This window comes from Paenirhodobacter sp., assembly GCF_050177655.1.
Lineage (GTDB): Bacteria > Pseudomonadota > Alphaproteobacteria > Rhodobacterales > Rhodobacteraceae > Rhodobacter.
This window is the reverse complement of record NZ_JBFXGV010000018.1, coordinates 16,333-33,383: the sequence shown is the minus strand read 5'-3', so window position 1 is coordinate 33,383 and position 17,051 is coordinate 16,333. Positions and strand designations below refer to the sequence as shown.

General features: G+C 65.0%; 19 protein-coding genes. All 19 read left to right on the top strand.

Going from position 1 to position 17,051, the window contains the following annotated elements; genetic code table 11:
• The first annotated feature begins 228 nt into the window (after positions 1-228).
• The 19 genes from AB7U46_RS08765 (at position 229) to AB7U46_RS08675 (ending at position 17,046) form a co-directional block, all read left to right on the top strand.
• Positions 229-594, top strand: coding sequence for an NADH-quinone oxidoreductase subunit A (locus AB7U46_RS08765; protein ID WP_428336575.1), 366 nt, complete (start codon positions 229-231; stop codon positions 592-594).
• A complete protein-coding gene (locus AB7U46_RS08760) occupies positions 585-1,118 on the top strand; it encodes a NuoB/complex I 20 kDa subunit family protein (RefSeq protein WP_428336574.1) in 534 nt (177 codons plus the stop codon). Before AB7U46_RS08765 ends, AB7U46_RS08760 begins: the two co-directional genes overlap by 10 nt.
• Positions 1,119-1,130: 12 nt before the next feature.
• Positions 1,131-1,730: an NADH-quinone oxidoreductase subunit C gene (locus AB7U46_RS08755; protein ID WP_428336573.1), complete on the top strand. Its 600-nt coding sequence runs from the start codon at positions 1,131-1,133 to the stop codon at positions 1,728-1,730.
• A gap of 4 nt (positions 1,731-1,734) precedes the next feature.
• Entirely contained in the window at positions 1,735-2,616 is an 882-nt protein-coding gene (locus AB7U46_RS08750) for a sulfotransferase (RefSeq protein WP_428336572.1), read from the top strand.
• Positions 2,617-2,620: 4 nt separating this feature from the next.
• Positions 2,621-3,862, top strand: coding sequence for an NADH-quinone oxidoreductase subunit D (locus tag AB7U46_RS08745; RefSeq protein WP_428336595.1), 1,242 nt, complete (start codon positions 2,621-2,623; stop codon positions 3,860-3,862).
• Entirely contained in the window at positions 3,862-5,013 is a 1,152-nt protein-coding gene (locus AB7U46_RS08740; protein WP_428336571.1) for an NADH-quinone oxidoreductase subunit E, read from the top strand. The genes AB7U46_RS08745 and AB7U46_RS08740 overlap by 1 nt, the downstream gene beginning before the upstream one ends.
• Before the next feature lie 37 nt (positions 5,014-5,050).
• Positions 5,051-5,821, top strand: a complete 771-nt coding sequence (locus AB7U46_RS08735; protein WP_428336570.1) for an endonuclease — start codon at positions 5,051-5,053, stop codon at positions 5,819-5,821.
• 96 nt (positions 5,822-5,917) lie between these two features.
• Complete coding sequence (nuoF, locus tag AB7U46_RS08730) at positions 5,918-7,213, top strand: NADH-quinone oxidoreductase subunit NuoF (protein WP_428336569.1); 1,296 nt, start codon at positions 5,918-5,920, stop codon at positions 7,211-7,213.
• Between the two features lie 4 nt (positions 7,214-7,217).
• Positions 7,218-7,682: a hypothetical protein gene (locus AB7U46_RS08725; protein ID WP_428336568.1), complete on the top strand. Its 465-nt coding sequence runs from the start codon at positions 7,218-7,220 to the stop codon at positions 7,680-7,682.
• A complete protein-coding gene (locus tag AB7U46_RS08720; RefSeq protein ID WP_428336567.1) occupies positions 7,682-7,972 on the top strand; it encodes a hypothetical protein in 291 nt (96 codons plus the stop codon). The genes AB7U46_RS08725 and AB7U46_RS08720 overlap by 1 nt, the downstream gene beginning before the upstream one ends.
• A gap of 62 nt (positions 7,973-8,034) precedes the next feature.
• Positions 8,035-10,071, top strand: a complete 2,037-nt coding sequence (gene nuoG, locus AB7U46_RS08715; RefSeq protein WP_428336566.1) for an NADH-quinone oxidoreductase subunit NuoG — start codon at positions 8,035-8,037, stop codon at positions 10,069-10,071.
• A 7-nt stretch (positions 10,072-10,078) separates the two neighbouring features.
• Positions 10,079-10,477, top strand: a complete 399-nt coding sequence (locus tag AB7U46_RS08710; protein WP_428336565.1) for a hypothetical protein — start codon at positions 10,079-10,081, stop codon at positions 10,475-10,477.
• A gap of 21 nt (positions 10,478-10,498) precedes the next feature.
• A complete protein-coding gene (gene nuoH / locus AB7U46_RS08705) occupies positions 10,499-11,536 on the top strand; it encodes an NADH-quinone oxidoreductase subunit NuoH (protein WP_428336564.1) in 1,038 nt (345 codons plus the stop codon).
• Position 11,537: 1 nt separating this feature from the next.
• Positions 11,538-12,029 carry an NADH-quinone oxidoreductase subunit NuoI gene (nuoI, locus tag AB7U46_RS08700; RefSeq protein ID WP_428336563.1) on the top strand — a complete coding sequence of 164 codons (492 nt, stop codon included), beginning with the start codon at positions 11,538-11,540 and terminating at the stop codon, positions 12,027-12,029.
• Positions 12,026-12,436, top strand: a complete 411-nt coding sequence (locus AB7U46_RS08695) for a carboxymuconolactone decarboxylase family protein (protein ID WP_428336562.1) — start codon at positions 12,026-12,028, stop codon at positions 12,434-12,436. The genes nuoI and AB7U46_RS08695 overlap by 4 nt, the downstream gene beginning before the upstream one ends.
• The gene (locus AB7U46_RS08690; protein ID WP_428336561.1) at positions 12,433-13,041 is read left to right on the top strand and encodes an NADH-quinone oxidoreductase subunit J; all 609 of its coding nucleotides are present in this window, start codon (positions 12,433-12,435) and stop codon (positions 13,039-13,041) included. Before AB7U46_RS08695 ends, AB7U46_RS08690 begins: the two co-directional genes overlap by 4 nt.
• Positions 13,042-13,090: 49 nt before the next feature.
• Positions 13,091-13,396 (top strand): NADH-quinone oxidoreductase subunit NuoK, encoded by a 306-nt coding sequence (gene nuoK / locus AB7U46_RS08685; RefSeq protein WP_428336560.1) that lies wholly within the window; start codon positions 13,091-13,093, stop codon positions 13,394-13,396.
• Positions 13,397-13,402: 6 nt separating this feature from the next.
• Positions 13,403-15,511 carry an NADH-quinone oxidoreductase subunit L gene (nuoL, locus tag AB7U46_RS08680; RefSeq protein ID WP_428336559.1) on the top strand — a complete coding sequence of 703 codons (2,109 nt, stop codon included), beginning with the start codon at positions 13,403-13,405 and terminating at the stop codon, positions 15,509-15,511.
• Positions 15,511-17,046, top strand: coding sequence for an NADH-quinone oxidoreductase subunit M (locus AB7U46_RS08675; protein WP_428336558.1), 1,536 nt, complete (start codon positions 15,511-15,513; stop codon positions 17,044-17,046). The genes nuoL and AB7U46_RS08675 overlap by 1 nt, the downstream gene beginning before the upstream one ends.
• Positions 17,047-17,051 lie beyond the last annotated feature (5 nt).

The following is a 17,051-nucleotide window of genomic DNA, read 5'->3' as shown; positions in this document are numbered from 1 at the left end:
GCGCCGGTTGCCTCTGATATCCTTGACTTTCGCGCCGTTTTCCGCCGTTCCGCCGAAAGCTGCGCGGAAGCCGAGTCGTGCCACTTGAAACAGTGTGCGGCGGTATACAAATTCAACTTTTCAGGCCGCTAAGGGTTTCCCCTCGGTTGACCGCGCCCGGGCACGGGGCTATTGCTCGCTCAGCCGGAACCTGCGCGACACTCGGTCGCGTCACGAGGGAGCCAACCAGTGCACGACATGCTGCGTGAATATCTTCCCATCCTCATCTTCATTGCGATGGCCGTTGCGCTCGGGCTTGTCCTGATCCTCGCCGCGGCGGTGCTCGCGGTGCGCAACCCCGACCCGGAGAAGGTCTCCGCCTACGAATGCGGGTTCAACGCCTTCGACGATGCGCGGATGAAATTCGACGTCCGCTTCTATCTCGTCTCGATCCTGTTCATCATCTTCGACCTCGAAGTCGCCTTCCTGTTCCCCTGGGCAGTGGCCTTCGGATCGCTCTCGATGGTGGGCTTCTGGTCGATGATGGTGTTCCTTGCCGTTCTCACGATCGGCTTTGCCTATGAATGGAAGAAGGGGGCGCTGGAATGGGCGTGATGACCTCTGCCAATACCGCGGGGGTCGACCCCGAGGTCGCCACCCAGGCGCTCAACCGCGAGCTGCAGGACAAGGGCTTCCTGCTGACCTCGGCGGAAGACATCATCAACTGGGGCCGCAACGGTTCGCTGCACTGGATGACCTTCGGTCTGGCCTGCTGCGCGGTCGAGATGATGCACACCGCGATGCCGCGCTATGACGTGGAGCGCTACGGTTTCGCGCCGCGCGCCTCGCCGCGTCAGTCCGACGTGATGATCGTCGCCGGCACGCTGACCAACAAGATGGCGCCGGCGCTGCGCAAGGTCTACGACCAGATGCCCGAGCCGCGCTACGTGATCTCGATGGGCAGCTGCGCCAATGGCGGCGGCTATTATCACTACAGCTACTCGGTGGTGCGCGGCTGCGACCGGATCGTTCCGGTCGACATCTACGTGCCGGGCTGCCCGCCCTCGGCCGAGGCGCTGATGTATGGCATCCTGCAGCTGCAGCGGAAGATCCGCCGCACCGGCACGCTGGTGCGCTGAGGAGGGGACGAGATGAGCGAACAACTTCAGGAACTCGCCGCCCATATCGAGCTCAAGCGCTCGGCCGATGTCGTCTCGACCGAGATCGCGCATGGCGAGCTGACCGTCACCGTGCTGCCCGGCCGGATCGTCGATTTCGTGGAATTCCTGCGCGACGATCCGAGCTGCAAGTTCTCGACCCTGATCGACATCACCGCGATCGACTGGCCGGAACGCCCGGCGCGTTTCGACATGGTCTGGATCTTCCTCTCGATGTGGCGCAACCAGCGCGTGCGCGTGAAAGCGGCGCTGCGCGAGGACGAGATGTGCCCCTCGATCGTCGAGGTCTTCCCGGCCGCGAACTGGTGCGAGCGCGAAGTCTTCGACATGTACGGCATCCTGTTCTCGGGTCACCCCGACCTGCGCCGGATCCTGACCGACTACGGTTTCCGCGGCCATCCGCTGCGCAAGGACTTCCCGACCACGGGCTATGTCGAGCTGCGCTATGACGAAGTGCTCAAGCGCGTCGTCTACGAGCCGGTGAAGCTGACGCAGGAATACCGTCAGTTCGACTTCCTCAGCCCGTGGGAAGGCGCGCATTACATTCTGCCCGGCGACGAAAAGCAGGGGTAAGCCAGTGCACGACCGCACCGTGATGATCTGCGTGGGCGCGACGAAAGCCGGGACTTCCTGGCTTTACGACTATTTGTCGTCGCATCCGCAGGTCGCGCTCCGGGCGGTCAAGGAGCTGCATTACTTCGACGCGCTCGACCTCGGCCAGAATTGGGTGAAAAAGCATCACCGCGACGACATCGCCCAGGCGATGACCCGTCTCGAGGGGGCGGAGCCCGGCTCGCCCCGTGCGGGGCGGCTGGCGCGGCGGGTGCGCGACACCGGCGAGATCCTCGCGCTGATCGAGCGCGGCGAAGTCGATGTCGAGGCCTATCTCGCCTATCTCGGCGCCGGGGCAGGGGATGCGAAGCTGGTGGGCGACATCACGCCGGCCTATGCGCTTTTGCCCGAGGAACGCCTTGCCGATCTGGCGCGGATGGCGCGGGACGTGAAGATCGTCTTCGTGATGCGCGATCCGCTCGACCGGCTCTGGTCGCATGTGCGGATGAACGCGGCGCGCGCGCTGCCGAAGGGCGGCGATCTGGCGGCGGCGGCGTCGGCGCTGCTGGCGCGGGTGCTGGGGGGCAAGGGCGCGGGGATCACCGATCGCGGCGATTACCCGGCGATCGTGGCGAAACTGATGCGGGCGGTGCCGGCGGAGAACCTGCTGCTGGCCTTCTCGGAAGAGCTGATCACGCCCGAGGGCGTGGCCGGCCTGTGCGATTTTCTGGGTCTCGACGCGCATCCGGCCGATACGGCCAAACGGGTGCACGAGGGGGCCCGGGTGAAACTGGATGAGCGGCAGAAGCGGCAGGCGCTGGAATTCCTCGCCCCGCATTATGCCTTTGTGAAAGAAACTTTCGGCGCGCTGCCCGCGAAGTGGCAGGCGAATGACGCGGGGGTCTGACGACATGGACGGCGATATCCGGCAGAACAGCTATGACGACGGCTCGCGCGACACGCTGACCGGCGAACAGCGGATCCGCAATTTCAACATCAACTTCGGCCCGCAGCACCCGGCCGCGCATGGCGTGCTGCGCATGGTGCTCGAGCTCGACGGCGAGATCGTCGAGCGTGCCGACCCGCATATCGGCCTGCTGCACCGCGGCACCGAGAAGCTGATGGAAAGCCGCACCTATCTGCAGAACCTGCCCTATTTCGACCGGCTCGACTACGTTGCGCCGATGAACCAGGAGCACGCCTGGTGCCTCGCGATCGAGCGGCTGACGAATACCGTCGTGCCGCGCCGCGGCTCGCTGATCCGCGTGCTCTATTCCGAAATCGGCCGCGTGCTGAACCACCTGCTGAACGTCACCACGCAGGCGATGGACGTCGGCGCGCTGACGCCGCCGGTCTGGGGCTTCGAGGAACGCGAGAAGCTGATGGTCTTCTACGAGCGGGCCTGTGGCGCGCGTCTGCACGCGAACTACTTCCGCCCCGGTGGCGTCCACCAGGATCTGCCGCCGCAGCTGATCGACGATATCGAGCAATGGGCGCATGAATTCCCGAAGATGCTCGACGACATCGAGGGGCTGCTGACGGAAAACCGCATCTTCAAGCAGCGCAACGTCGACATCGCGATCATCACCGAGAAGGAAATCACCGACTGGGGTTATTCCGGCGTGATGGTGCGCGGTTCGGGCTTTGCCTGGGATCTGCGTCGCTCGCAGCCCTACGAGTGCTACGACGAGTTCGATTTCCAGATCCCGGTCGGCAAGAACGGCGACTGCTACGACCGTTACCTCTGCCGCGTCGCCGAGATGCGCGAATCGACCAAGATCATCCTGCAGGCCTGCGCCAAGCTGCGGCTGCCCGAGAACCAGGGCGACGTGCTCGCGCGCGGCAAGATGACCCCGCCGAAGCGTGGCGAGATGAAGCGCAACATGGAAAGCCTGATCCATCACTTCAAGCTCTACACCGAGGGCTTCCACGTTCCGGCCGGCGAGACCTATGCCGCCGTCGAGGCGCCGAAGGGCGAATTCGGCGTCTTCCTCGTCTCCGACGGCACCAACAAACCCTACCGCGCGAAGATCCGCGCCCCGGGCTACCCGCATCTGCAGTCGATGGATGCGATCGGCAAGGGGCACATGCTGGCCGACATGTCGGCCATCATCGGCTCGCTCGACATCGTCTTCGGGGAGATTGACCGCTAATGCTGCGCCGCCTTCATCACGAACAGCCTGCCTCTTTCGAGTTCACCCCGGCGAACCTCGCCTGGGCGCAGGCGCAGATGACCAAGTTCCCGGTCGGCCGTCAGGCCTCGGCGATCATCCCGCTCCTGTTCCGCGCGCAGGAGCAGGAAGGCTGGCTGTCGAAGCCCGCGATCGAGACCGTCGCCGACATGCTCGGCATGCCCTATATCCGGGCGCTCGAGGTCGCGACCTTCTACTTCATGTTCCAGCTCGCTCCGGTGGGTTCGGTCGCGCATATCCAGATCTGCGGCACCACGTCCTGCATGATCTGCGGCGCCGAAGACCTGATGAAGGTCTGCCGCGAGAAGATCGCGCCGCATCCCTATGAGCTTTCGGCCGATGGCAAGTTCTCCTGGGAAGAGGTCGAATGCCTCGGCGCCTGCGCGAATGCGCCGATGGCGCAGATCGGCAAGGATTACTTCGAGGATCTGACCGAGGCGGGCCTCGCTTCGCTGATCGACACGATGGCCGCGGGCGGCACGCCGAAGGCGGGCTCGGAAACCGGGCGTTTCTCGTCGGAGCCGGTCTCGGGTCTGACCTCCTGCACCGAGACCGCGGGCGAGAAGGAAGCGCATAACGGCTCCGTCGCGCGTGCGGTGGGCATCGGCGACTCGATCAAGCGCATCGACGGCACCGAAGTGCCGCTGTCGGCGCCTTGGCAGATGTCGGGTCAGCATGCGCCGATCGGCATCATGGGCACCCGTCCGATGAGCGCCGTGCAGCAGGTCGCCGCCGAAAAGGCCGCGAAGGCCGCCGCCCCGGCGCCCGCCGCTGCACCTGTCGCCGCTCCGGTCGCCGAGGCCGAGGAGGCTCCGGTCGAGTCGCAGGGCACGAAGCCCGCGGGCCTCGCCGCGCCGCGCGACGGCCAGGCCGACGATCTGAAGAAGATCGAGGGCATCGGCCCGGTTCTGGAAGCGAAGCTGAACGAATGGGGCGTGTTCCATTTCGACCAGATCGCCGCCTGGGGCCCGGAAGAAGTGGCCTTCGCCGATACCAACGTGCCGCGGTTCAAGGGCCGCTGCACCCGCGACAAATGGGTCGCTCAGGCGAAGATCATCGTCGAGGAAGGCATGGAGCGTTTCCTCGAACGGGCGAAGACGAACGACTATTGACGAGTTTGGGGCAGGTCGCCCCGCAGTGGAGAGCGTGATGACGGAATTCAACAGCGGATGCCGGGGAAAGGCCTGGATCGGGGGCGCGGTTGCGGGCCTTCTGGTCTTCTTTTACCTGCTCGCTGTCGGCCATATGGGCTTTGGCGCCTCGGCGTTCCTCGGCCTCATCACCTTCCTTCTGCTCGGGGCGTTCTTCCTCTGGGCCTTCTGCATGGGCTCGCAAATCGCGCTGGCCGCGCCGCCCGCACCGCTGAGCGCGGCGCCGGTGGTTCCGGCCCCGGTCGCGCCGGTGACGCCGGCCCCGGTGGTCGCGAAACCCGCGGCTCCGGCGCCCGTGCCTGCTCCGGCGGCGCCCGTCGCGGAAGCACCGGTGGAGACCGCGAAGCCCGCTCCGGCTCCGGCGCCTGCCGCGCCGGTGATGGCCCCGGTTGCCGAGGCCGCGCCTGCGGCTCCGGTCATGGTGACCCCGGTCGCGGAAGCGGAAACCAAACCGGCGAAACCGAAGGCGGCGAAGAAAGCCGCCGATGGCAAGCCGAAGGGGATCAGGGCGCCGCGCAAGGGCGGGGCCGACGATCTCAAGCTGATCGAGGGCATCGGGCCCAAGCTCGAGGAGCGGCTGAACGACTGGGGGATCTTCCATTTCGATCAGATCGCGAAATGGGGCCCCGAGGAAATCGCCTACGCGGACGAGAACGTGCCGCGGTTCAAGGGGCGCTGCTCGCGCGACAAATGGGTCGCGCAGGCGAAGATCATCGTCGAGGAGGGCATCGACGCCTTCCTCGAACGGGCGAAGACGAACGACTACTGAGCGCCGCGGCGCGAGGGGTCACAAAGGGAATTCGCGCCGGGCGACCGGTGCTTGCGGGGCCGGTGAGCGGCGCGCCGTACAGTTGAGGGAAACGACATGCTGAAAGATCAGGACCGGATCTTTACCAACATCTACGGGATGCACGATCGCTCGCTGAAGGGCGCGATGGCGCGGGGCCACTGGGATGGCACCGCCGGCATTCTGGCGAATGGCCGGGACTGGATCGTCGAGCAGGTGAAGGCCTCGGGGCTGCGCGGGCGCGGTGGCGCGGGCTTCCCGACCGGCCTCAAATGGTCCTTCATGCCGAAGCAGTCGGATGGCCGGCCGGCCTATCTCGTCGTGAACGCCGACGAATCCGAACCGGGCACCTGCAAGGACCGTGAGATCATGCGCCACGACCCGCATACGCTGGTCGAGGGCTGCCTGATCGCCGGTTTCGCGATGGGGGCGAGCGCCGCCTATATCTACATGCGCGGCGAATATGTCCGCGAGAAAGAGGCGCTGCAGGCCGCGATCGACGAATGCTATGACGCGGGTCTGATCGGCAAGAACGCCTGCAAGTCGGGCTATGACTTCGACGTTTACCTGTCGCACGGCGCCGGCGCCTATATCTGCGGCGAGGAAACCGCGCTGCTCGAAAGCCTCGAGGGCAAGAAGGGCATGCCGCGGATGAAGCCGCCGTTCCCGGCGGGTTCGGGCCTCTACGGCTGCCCGACCACGGTGAACAACGTCGAGTCGATCGCGGTGGTGCCGACGATCCTGCGCCGCGGCGCCTCGTGGTATGCCTCGTTTGGCCGCCCGAACAACACCGGCGTGAAGCTTTTCGCGATGTCGGGCCACGTCAACACCCCCTGCGTCATCGAGGAATCGATGTCGATCTCGATGAAGGAACTGATCGAGAAACATGGCGGCGGCGTGCGCGGCGGCTGGAAGAACCTCAAGGCCGTGATCCCGGGCGGCGCCTCCTGCCCGGTGCTGCCGGCGGCGCTTTGCGAAGATGCGATCATGGATTACGACGGCATGCGCGAGCTGAAGTCGAGCTTCGGCACCGCCTGCATGATCGTGATGGATCAGCAGACCGACATCATCAAGGCGATCTGGCGGCTCTCGAAATTCTTCAAGCACGAGAGCTGCGGCCAGTGCACGCCCTGCCGCGAAGGCACCGGCTGGATGATGCGCGTGATGGACCGTCTGGTGAAGGGCGAGGCCGAGATCGAAGAGATCGACATGCTCTTCGAGGTGACGAAACAGGTCGAGGGCCACACGATCTGCGCGCTCGGCGATGCGGCGGCCTGGCCGATCCAGGGCCTCATCCGTCACTACCGCGAAGAGATCGAGGATCGCATCAAGGCCCGCAAGACGGGCCGCATGGGCGCGATGGCGGCGGAGTAAAGCAATGCATTCGGCACTGAGCATGGCATGCAAGATTGGCGGCGCGGCTTTGGCCGGCGCTTTCGCCTGCCTGCCGGCTTTTGCCGATGCACCCGAGGGCAGCGAGGTCAAGGCTCACCAGGGGGTCGCCGACAAAAGCTGGCACATCCGGATGAAAGAGGGGGCCACGGGCGCGCAGGTCTATTACTTCGACTTCCTCCTGACCGGCGGCATCGAGTGCTCCGATCCGATAAAGCTGAAAAATTGCGTTGACTGGGCTGGCGAGAAATCGGTGTTCGAAGTGGCCCTCGAGGGCGTGACCGAGACCGATGCGACCGAACTCAAGAAGGGCGTTCTCTCGGCGATCAGCGGTGCTTGCCGCTCGGCCGACGTGGCTTCGGTGCCGCTCGACAAGGTCGAAGAGATTGCGCCGAACTACTGGAGCGTCGATCTGCAATGCCCCGAATTCAGCGGCAGGGGAGGGAACTGATGCGCGTTTTGCTCGCCGCTTTCGTTCTTGCCTCGTTGGCCGGTTGCACTGAGCCCAGTGCCCCCGCCGCGCCGCCCCAGCCGGTGGAAAAGGGGCTTGCGGGCTATACCGCGCTGAAGGGGCCGGGCGGCGAGCTCATCGTGAAACGCGCCGGCACGCCCTTTGGCGAGTCCGACGGGGCCGAGGCGAAACGCGCGGCCAATTCCTTCTGCGGGACGAACGGGGCCGTCACCGGCACCGAAGACAATTTCCGGGATGGCGCCTGGATCTTCCCGGGGGGCTGCGCATGACGGCCCCGACCAAAATTCAACGCGCGGGCCTCCGCGCCCGAGCCAAGTGACGGATCAGACACATGTCGAATACGCGCAAAATCATCATCGACGGCCATGAGGTCGAGGTTGATCCGAACCTGACGATCATCCAGGCCTGCGAGCAGGCGGGCATCGAAGTGCCGCGCTTCTGCTATCACGAGCGTCTGTCGATCGCGGGCAACTGCCGCATGTGCCTCGTCGAGGTCGTCGGCGGCCCGCCGAAGCCCACCGCCTCCTGCGCGATGCAGATCAAGGATCTGCGCCCCGGCCCGAACGGCGAGCCCTCGGTGATCAAGACCAACTCGCCGATGGTGAAGAAGGCGCGCGAAGGGGTGATGGAGTTCCTGCTCATCAACCACCCGCTCGACTGCCCGATCTGCGACCAGGGCGGCGAATGCGACCTGCAGGACCAGGCGATGGCCTATGGCGTCGACTTCTCGCGCTACCGCGAGGCGAAGCGCGCGTCGGAAGACCTCAACCTCGGGCCGCTGGTGAAGACCTGCATGACCCGCTGCATCTCCTGCACCCGCTGCGTGCGCTTCACGACCGAGGTCGCGGGCATCACCCAGATGGGCCAGACCGGGCGCGGCGAGGACAGCGAGATCACCAGCTATCTGAACCTGACGCTCGACAGCAACATGCAGGGCAACATCATCGACCTCTGCCCGGTCGGTGCGCTGACCTCGAAGCCCTACGCCTTCACCGCCCGCCCCTGGGAGCTGACGAAGACGGAATCGATCGACGTGATGGACGCGCTCGGCTCGAACATCCGGATCGACACCAAGGGCCGCGAAGTGATGCGCATCCTGCCGCGCAACAATGACGCGGTGAACGAGGAGTGGATCTCCGACAAGACCCGCTTCATCTGGGACGGCCTGCGCCGTCAGCGCCTCGACAGCCCCTATATCCGCGAGAACGGCAAGCTGCGCAAAGCGAGCTGGGGCGAGGCGCTGCACGCCGCCGCCTATGCGATGAAGGGCAAGAAGGTGCTCGGCCTCGTCGGCGATCTCGCCTCGACCGAGGCGGCCTTCTCGCTGAAGACGCTGATCGAGGGGATCGGCGGCACGGTCGAATGCCGCACCGACGGCGCGCGCCTGCCCGCGGGCAACCGCTCCGCCTATGTCGGCACCGCGACGATCGCGGATATCGACGACGCCGAGATGATCCAGCTCATCGGCACCAACCCGCGCACCGAGGCGCCGGTGCTCAACGCCCGGATCCGCAAGGCCTGGTCGAAGGGCGCTGTGATCGGCCTCGTCGGCGAAGCGGTCGATCTGACCTATGACTATGCCCATGTCGGCACCGATCGGGCGGCGCTCGCCGCGCTCGTCGCCAAGGAGATCTCGGAAGAGACCAAGGCGAAGAAGACGATCGTGATCGTCGGCCAGGGCGCGATTTCGGAAGCCGATGGCGAGGCGGTTCTCGCCAATGCGATGAAGCTCGCCGAGGCGACCAACTCGAAGCTGATGATCCTGCACACCGCCGCCGGTCGCGTCGGCGCGATGGATGTCGGCGCGGTGACCGAGGGCGGCCTCAACGCGGCGCTCGAGGGCGGTGTCGAGGTGATCTACAACATGGGCGCGGACGAGGTGGAGATCACCCCGCGTTCCGAAGGTGGCCCCTTCGTGATCTATCAGGGCAGCCACGGCGACCGCGGCGCGAACCGCGCCGACGTGATCCTGCCGGGCGCCGCCTATACCGAGGAGCACGGCCTCTTCGTCAACACCGAGGGCCGTCCGCAGCTCGCCTATCGCGCCGGCTTCGCCCCGGGCGAGGCGAAGGAGAACTGGGCGATCCTGCGCGCGCTTTCGGCCGAGATGGGCGCGAAGCTGCCCTGGGACAGCCTCGCCGGTCTGCGCAAGGCGATGATCGCGGCGGTGCCGCATCTGGCCCAGGTCGATCAGGTGGCCGACAACGGCTGGACGCCGCTTACCCGCCTCGACATGGGCGCGGCCACGTTCCGCCCCGCGATCCGCGACTTCTACTTCACCAACCCGATCGCACGCGCCTCGGTGGTGATGGCGGAATGCTCGGCGCTGGCGAAAGCGCGCGCCGCGGCGCCGCTCGCGGCGGAGTGAGGGCAGAATGATCCGCACCCCCGCCCTCGCGCTGCTGCTGGCGACCGGCCTCCTGGCCGGGCCGGCGGGCTGTGCGCCGGCGCCGGGGGAGGGCGACAAGATCGCCTATCGCGGGGTCGAGACCCGGCTCCTCGATGGCGATCTCGTCGATTTCCGCGTCGCGCTGAGCGGGGCGGGGAGCAACAAGGCGGTGGTGGCCTATGCCACCTGTGCGGCGGCGCAATACACGCTGATCCGCGGTTATGGTTTCGCCCGCCACGTGCGGACGAATGTGACGAATTCTGGCGGCATCTGGCGGGCGGATGCGGTCTATCTGATCTCGCCCGCATTGCCCGAGGGCCTGCGCACGATCGACGCGGAAGTGACCGTCGCCGACTGCAAGGACCAGGGCATACCAACGGTTTGAATAGGACGGTCTGAGGGAAAAATGGCTGAGTTTCTGGCGACACCACTGGGCACGTTTCTGCTGATCGTCCTGCAGGGGCTGGCGATCATCGCTTTCGTGATGCTTTCGATGATCTGGCTGGTCTATGGCGACCGAAAGATCTGGGCGGCGGTGCAGATGCGCCGCGGCCCCAACGTGGTGGGCCCCTGGGGCCTGCTGCAGACCTTCTCCGACGCGCTGAAATACGTCGTGAAGGAAATCGTCGTGCCCGCGGGCGCCGACAAGTTCGTCTTCTTCCTCGCGCCGATGCTGAGCTTCGTGCTCGCTCTGCTGAGCTTCGCGGTGGTGCCCTTCGCGCCGGGCTGGGTGCTCTCCGACATCAACGTCGCGATCCTCTTCGTCTTTGCCGCCTCCTCGCTCGAGGTCTACGGCGTGATCATGGGCGGCTGGGCCTCGAACTCGAAATATCCGTTCCTGTCCTCGCTGCGCGCCGCCGCGCAGATGATCTCCTACGAGGTCTCGCTCGGCCTCATCATCATCGGCGTGATCCTCTCGACCGGCTCGATGAACATGAGCGCGATCGTCGAGGCGCAGCGCGGCTCCTTCGGGATCTTGAACTGGTACTGGCTGCCGCACCTGCCGATGGTGGCGCTGTTCTTCATCTCTGCGCTGGCCGAGACGAACCGCCCGCCCTTCGACCTCGCCGAGGCGGAATCGGAACTCGTCGCCGGTTTCATGGTGGAATATTCCTCGACGCCCTACCTGCTCTTCATGGCGGGCGAATACATCGCCGTCTGGCTGATGTGCGCGCTGATGTCGGTGCTGTTCTTCGGCGGCTGGCTCTCGCCGATCCCGGGCCTGCCCGATGGCGCGCTCTGGATGTTCTTCAAGATGGTCTTCTTCTTCTTCCTGTTCGGGATGGTGAAGGCGATCGTGCCGCGCTACCGCTACGACCAGCTGATGCGGATCGGCTGGAAGGTGTTCCTGCCGCTGTCGCTCGGCTGGGTCGTGCTGGTGGCGTTCCTTGCGAAATACGAGATCCTCGGCCACTTCTGGGCCCGCTGGACGATGGGGGGCTGAGATGGCTTTCGACTACGCACGCGCCGCGAAATATTTCCTGCTCGTGGACTTCATCAAGGGGTTCGGGCTGGGCATGCGCTACTTCTTCGCGCCGAAGCCGACGCTGAACTACCCGCATGAGAAGGGGCCGATCTCGCCGCGCTTCCGCGGGGAGCACGCGCTGCGCCGCTATCCGAACGGCGAGGAACGCTGCATCGCCTGCAAGCTCTGCGAGGCGATCTGCCCCGCGCAGGCGATCACGATCGACGCGGAACCCCGCGCCGACGGCTCGCGCCGCACCACGCGCTACGACATCGACATGACGAAATGTATCTACTGCGGCTTCTGTCAGGAGGCCTGCCCGGTCGATGCGATCGTCGAGGGGCCGAACTTCGAATACGCCACGGAAACCCGCGAGGAGCTGTTCTACGACAAGCAGAAGCTGCTCGAGAACGGCGCCCGCTGGGAGGCTGAGATCGCCCGCAACCTCGAGATGGATGCGCCCTACCGATGACCGACGAATTCCAGAAGCTGTTCTCCACGATGATGGAGCAGGGCGCCGAAATGGCGCGGCTGTTCAATCCGGCGTTGGAAAGCTTTAACCCCGCCGCCTTTGAAAAGCTCTTCCCCACCATGTCGAAGGACATGATGGAGATGTGGTTCGGCAAGACCTTCAACCGCGAAGGGCTTGATGCGCGCACGCGGCTTCTGGTGACGATCGCGGCGCTGACGGTTCTGGGCGCGCAGGCGGATGCGCAGCTGCGGCTGACGATCCGCCACGCGCTCGAGGCGGGCGCGACACAGCGGGAGATCGCGGAGACGATCTTCCAGATGAGCATGTTCGGCGGGGTGCCCGCCATGACCCGCGCGCTGGAGATCGCGCGCTCGGTCTTTGACGAAAAATCGGGGGAAAACACATGACGGTGTTTGCGTTCGCCTTCTACCTCTTCGCCATCGTGGCGATGGTCGCGGGTCTCATGGTGGTCGTGTCGAAGAACCCGGTCCACTCGGTGCTCTGGCTGATTCTGACCTTCTTCTCGGCCGCGGGGCTCTTCATCCTGATGGGGGCGGAGTTCGTCGCGATGCTGCTCGTCATCGTCTATGTCGGCGCGGTCGCGGTGCTCTTCCTCTTCGTGGTGATGATGCTCGACGTCGACTTCGCCGAGCTGAAGGGCGAGTTCGCGCGCTACATGCCGCTCGGCCTGCTGATCGGCGTGGTGATGCTCCTGCAGCTCGGCACCGGTTTCGCCGCCTGGCAGGCGGCCGATGGTGCGGCGGCGCTGCATCAGGCGCCGGTGCCCGCGGACATGACCAATACCGAAGCGCTCGGCCTGCTGCTCTATGACAAGTATCTCTACCTCTTCGAGGCCTCGGGCCTGATCCTTCTGGTCGCGATGATCGGGGCGATCCTGCTCACGCTGCGCCACCGCACCGACGTCAAGCGGCAGAACGTGATCGCGCAGATGCACCGCGATCCGGCCAAGACGATGGAGATGGTGGACGTGAAACCGGGGCAGGGGCTGTGATGCAATCTGCACATAAGACAATTACGGGAATGGGCCCGGAGGGACAAAGATGATCGGACTGGAACATTATCTCGGAGTGGCGGCGATGCTGTTCGTCACCGGCATCTTCGGCATCTTCGTGAACCGCAAGAACGTCATCGTCATCCTGATGTCGATCGAACTCATGCTGCTCGCGGTGAACATCAATCTCGTCGCCTTCTCGACCTTCTCGGGCGATCTGGTGGGGCAGATCTTCACCATGTTCGTGCTGACCGTGGCCGCGGCCGAGGCGGCGATCGGGCTTGCGATCCTCGTGGTGTTCTTCCGCAACCGCGGTTCGATCGCGGTCGAAGACGTCAACGTGATGAAGGGGTAAGAACCAATGGCAACGATCATTCTTCTGGCCCCGCTTCTGGGCGCGATCATTGGCGGCTTCGGCTGGCGCGTGATCGGCGAGAAGGCGGCGATGGCGGTGACCACCGGGTTGCTGTTCCTCGCGGCCATCCTCAGCTGGTATCTGTTCCTGACCTTCGACGGCACCACGCAGCACATCCATCTGATGAGCTGGGTGCAGTCGGGTTCGCTCGACACCGCCTGGCAGATCCGGGTCGACCGGCTGACCACGATCATGCTGATCGTCGTCAACTCGATCTCGGCGCTCGTGCACCTCTATTCCTGGGGCTACATGGCGCATGACGACAACTGGACCCACGATCAGAAGTACAAGGCGCGCTTCTTCGCCTATCTGTCCTTCTTCACCTTCACGATGCTTTCGCTCGTCACCGCCGACAACCTGCTGCAGATGTTCTTCGGCTGGGAAGGCGTGGGCGTGGCCTCCTACCTGCTGATCGGCTTCTACTACAAGAAGCCCTCGGCGGGCGCGGCGGCGATCAAGGCCTTCGTGGTGAACCGTGTCGGTGACTTCGGCTTCCTGCTCGGCATGTTCGGCCTTTACTACATGACCGACACGATCAAGATGGACGACGTCTTCGCGGCGGCGCCGCAGCTTGCGGAAACCACGCTCCACTTCCTGTGGCGCGACTGGAACGCGGCGAACCTGCTCGCCTTCCTGCTGTTCATCGGTGCGATGGGCAAATCGGCGCAGCTCTTCCTGCACACCTGGCTGCCGGACGCGATGGAAGGCCCGACGCCTGTGTCGGCCCTGATCCACGCCGCGACGATGGTCACCGCCGGTGTCTTCCTCGTCTGCCGGATGTCGCCCCTCTTCGAATACGCGCCCGATGCGAAGATGTTCGTCGTCTATATCGGCGCCACCACCGCCTTCTTCGCGGCGACGGTCGGCCTCGTGCAGAACGACATCAAGCGCGTGATCGCCTATTCGACCTGTTCGCAGCTGGGCTACATGTTCGTGGCGGCGGGCGTCGGCGTCTACTCGGCGGCGATGTTCCACCTGCTGACGCATGCCTTCTTCAAGGCGATGCTCTTCCTCGGCGCCGGCTCGGTCATCACCGCGATGCACCACGAGCAGGACATGCGCAACTATGGTGCGCTGCGCAAGAAGATCCCCTTCACCTTCTGGATCATGATCATCGGCACCCTCGCCATCACCGGCGTCGGCATCCCGCTGACCTCGATCGGCTTTGCCGGCTACCTGTCGAAGGACGCGATCATCGAAAGCGCCTATGGTTCGGGCATCGGCTACGCCTATTGGATGCTGGTGATCGCGGCGCTGTTCACCTCCTTCTACTCCTGGCGGCTGATCTTCATGACCTTCTTCGGCAAGGCGAAGGGCGATCACCACGCGCATGAACACGCGCATGAAAGCCCGCCGGTGATGCTGGCGCCGCTCGGCATCCTCGCCGTGGGGGCGATCCTCGCCGGCATGGTCTGGTATGCGCCCTTCTTCGGCAACCACGAGAAGATGCTGTCCTTCTTCGGCATGCCGACGCATGAGGTCGCGATGACCGAAGGCGAGGGCCATGCCACCGAGGCCATGGCCACCGCCGAAGCCACCGCGCACGAGGCTGCGGCACCCGAGGCTGCGGCCGAGGGCCACGCCGCCACCGCCGGTGTCGCACCGCAGGGCGCGATCTTCATGGCGCCGACGAACCACGTCCTGGAAAAGGCGCATGAAGCGCCGGTCTGGGCGAAGGTGATGCCGACGATCGCGATGCTGATCGGTCTCGCGATTGCCTGGCTCTTCTACATCGTCAATCCGAAGATCCCGGTGAAACTCGCCTCGGCGCAGCCGGTGCTTTACCGCTTCCTCCTCAACAAGTGGTATTTCGACGAGCTCTATGACTCGATCTTCGTGAAGCCCGCGTTCTGGCTCGGCCGCTTCTTCTGGAAGAAGGGCGACGGCGCGGTGATCGACGGGGCCATCAACGGGGTGGCGCTCGGCATCGTGCCGCGGCTCACCCGTCTCGCGGGCCGGGTGCAGTCCGGCTATCTCTTCCACTACGCCTTCGCGATGGTCATCGGCATCGTGGTGCTCATGTTCTGGGTCGTCCTGACCGGGGGGTCGCACTAATGGAAAACCTGCTTTCCATCATCACTTTCGTTCCCCTGGTGGCGGCCGCGATCCTCGCGCTCGTCCAGCGGGGGAACGGCCCGGCGGCGGATCGCAACGCGAAATGGTTCGCGCTGACGACCACCGCGGTGACCTTCCTGATCTCGCTCTTCGTGCTCTTCGGCTTCGATCCGTCGAACACCGGCATGCAGTTCGTCGAGGACCGGCCCTGGATCATGGGGCTGCATTACAAGATGGGCGTCGACGGTATCTCGGTGCTCTTCGTGATGCTGACGACCTTCCTGATGCCGCTCACCATCGCCTCTGCCTGGCATGTGGAAAAGCGCGTCAAGGAATACATGATCGCCTTCCTCGTGCTCGAGGGGCTGATGATCGGCGTGTTCACCGCGCTCGACCTCGTGCTCTTCTACCTGTTCTTCGAAGGCGGCCTGATCCCGATGTTCCTCATCATCGGTATCTGGGGCGGTCCGAACCGGATCTACGCGGCGTTCAAGTTCTTCCTCTACACCTTCCTCGGCTCGGTGCTGATGCTGGTCGCGATGGTGGCGATGTATATGGAGGCGGGCACGACGGATATCGTCGCGCTGATGACGCATTCCTTCCCGCATGACACGCTGCACGTTCTGGGCATCACCGTCGTCGGCGGCATGCAGACGCTGCTCTTCCTCGCCTTCTTCGCCTCCTTCGCGGTGAAGATGCCGATGTGGCCGGTGCACACCTGGCTGCCCGACGCCCACGTTCAGGCGCCGACCGCCGGTTCGGTCGTGCTGGCCGCGGTGCTGCTCAAGATGGGCGGTTACGGTTTCCTGCGCTTCTCGCTGCCGATGTTCCCGGTGGGCTCGGAAGTGCTGACGCCGCTCGTGCTCGGGATGTCGGCGATCGCGATCGTCTACACCTCGCTCGTCGCGCTCGTGCAGGAAGACATGAAGAAGCTCGTGGCCTATTCGTCGGTCGCCCATATGGGCTATGTGACGATGGGTATCTTCACGATGAACCAGCAGGGCCTCGATGGCGCGATCTTCCAGATGCTGTCGCATGGCTTCGTCTCCGGCGCGCTCTTCCTTGCGGTCGGCGTGATCTACGACCGGATGCACACCCGCGACATCGACGCCTATGGCGGCCTGGCGCTGCGGATGCCGGCCTATGCGCTCGTCTTCATGTTCTTCACCATGGCGAACGTCGGCCTGCCGGGCACCTCGGGTTTCGTGGGTGAATTCCTGACGCTGATGGGCGTGTTCCAGACCAATACCTGGGTCGCGCTGATCGCCACCTCGGGCGTCATCCTCTCGGCCTCCTACGCGCTCTGGCTCTATCGCAGGGTGGTGTTCGGGGATCTGATCAAGGAAAGCCTGAAGACGATCTCCGACATGAGCGCCCGCGAGAAATGGATCTTCGCGCCGCTCGTCGTGATGACGCTCCTGCTCGGCGTCTACCCGAGCCTCGTCACCGACATCATCGGGCCTTCGGTGGCCCAGCTTGTCCAGAACTACCATGCGGCCGTGCCTGACGCGATGGCGGCGGCGACCGGTCACTGAGGAGA

What these genes read in the sequence shown, in the direction of transcription:
- AB7U46_RS08760 (WP_428336574.1), top strand. Translation starts at nt 585, where the DNA reads ATGGGCGTGATGACCTCTGCCAATACCGCGGGGGTCGACCCCGAGGTC.
- AB7U46_RS08755 (WP_428336573.1), top strand. Translation starts at nt 1,131, where the DNA reads ATGAGCGAACAACTTCAGGAACTCGCCGCCCATATCGAGCTCAAGCGC.
- AB7U46_RS08745 (WP_428336595.1), top strand. Translation starts at nt 2,621, where the DNA reads ATGGACGGCGATATCCGGCAGAACAGCTATGACGACGGCTCGCGCGAC.
- AB7U46_RS08740 (WP_428336571.1), top strand. Translation starts at nt 3,862, where the DNA reads ATGCTGCGCCGCCTTCATCACGAACAGCCTGCCTCTTTCGAGTTCACC.
- AB7U46_RS08735 (WP_428336570.1), top strand. Translation starts at nt 5,051, where the DNA reads ATGACGGAATTCAACAGCGGATGCCGGGGAAAGGCCTGGATCGGGGGC.
- nuoF (WP_428336569.1), top strand. Translation starts at nt 5,918, where the DNA reads ATGCTGAAAGATCAGGACCGGATCTTTACCAACATCTACGGGATGCAC.
- AB7U46_RS08725 (WP_428336568.1), top strand. Translation starts at nt 7,218, where the DNA reads ATGCATTCGGCACTGAGCATGGCATGCAAGATTGGCGGCGCGGCTTTG.
- AB7U46_RS08720 (WP_428336567.1), top strand. Translation starts at nt 7,682, where the DNA reads ATGCGCGTTTTGCTCGCCGCTTTCGTTCTTGCCTCGTTGGCCGGTTGC.
- nuoG (WP_428336566.1), top strand. Translation starts at nt 8,035, where the DNA reads ATGTCGAATACGCGCAAAATCATCATCGACGGCCATGAGGTCGAGGTT.
- AB7U46_RS08710 (WP_428336565.1), top strand. Translation starts at nt 10,079, where the DNA reads ATGATCCGCACCCCCGCCCTCGCGCTGCTGCTGGCGACCGGCCTCCTG.
- nuoH (WP_428336564.1), top strand. Translation starts at nt 10,499, where the DNA reads ATGGCTGAGTTTCTGGCGACACCACTGGGCACGTTTCTGCTGATCGTC.
- nuoI (WP_428336563.1), top strand. Translation starts at nt 11,538, where the DNA reads ATGGCTTTCGACTACGCACGCGCCGCGAAATATTTCCTGCTCGTGGAC.
- AB7U46_RS08695 (WP_428336562.1), top strand. Translation starts at nt 12,026, where the DNA reads ATGACCGACGAATTCCAGAAGCTGTTCTCCACGATGATGGAGCAGGGC.
- AB7U46_RS08690 (WP_428336561.1), top strand. Translation starts at nt 12,433, where the DNA reads ATGACGGTGTTTGCGTTCGCCTTCTACCTCTTCGCCATCGTGGCGATG.
- nuoK (WP_428336560.1), top strand. Translation starts at nt 13,091, where the DNA reads ATGATCGGACTGGAACATTATCTCGGAGTGGCGGCGATGCTGTTCGTC.
- nuoL (WP_428336559.1), top strand. Translation starts at nt 13,403, where the DNA reads ATGGCAACGATCATTCTTCTGGCCCCGCTTCTGGGCGCGATCATTGGC.
- AB7U46_RS08675 (WP_428336558.1), top strand. Translation starts at nt 15,511, where the DNA reads ATGGAAAACCTGCTTTCCATCATCACTTTCGTTCCCCTGGTGGCGGCC.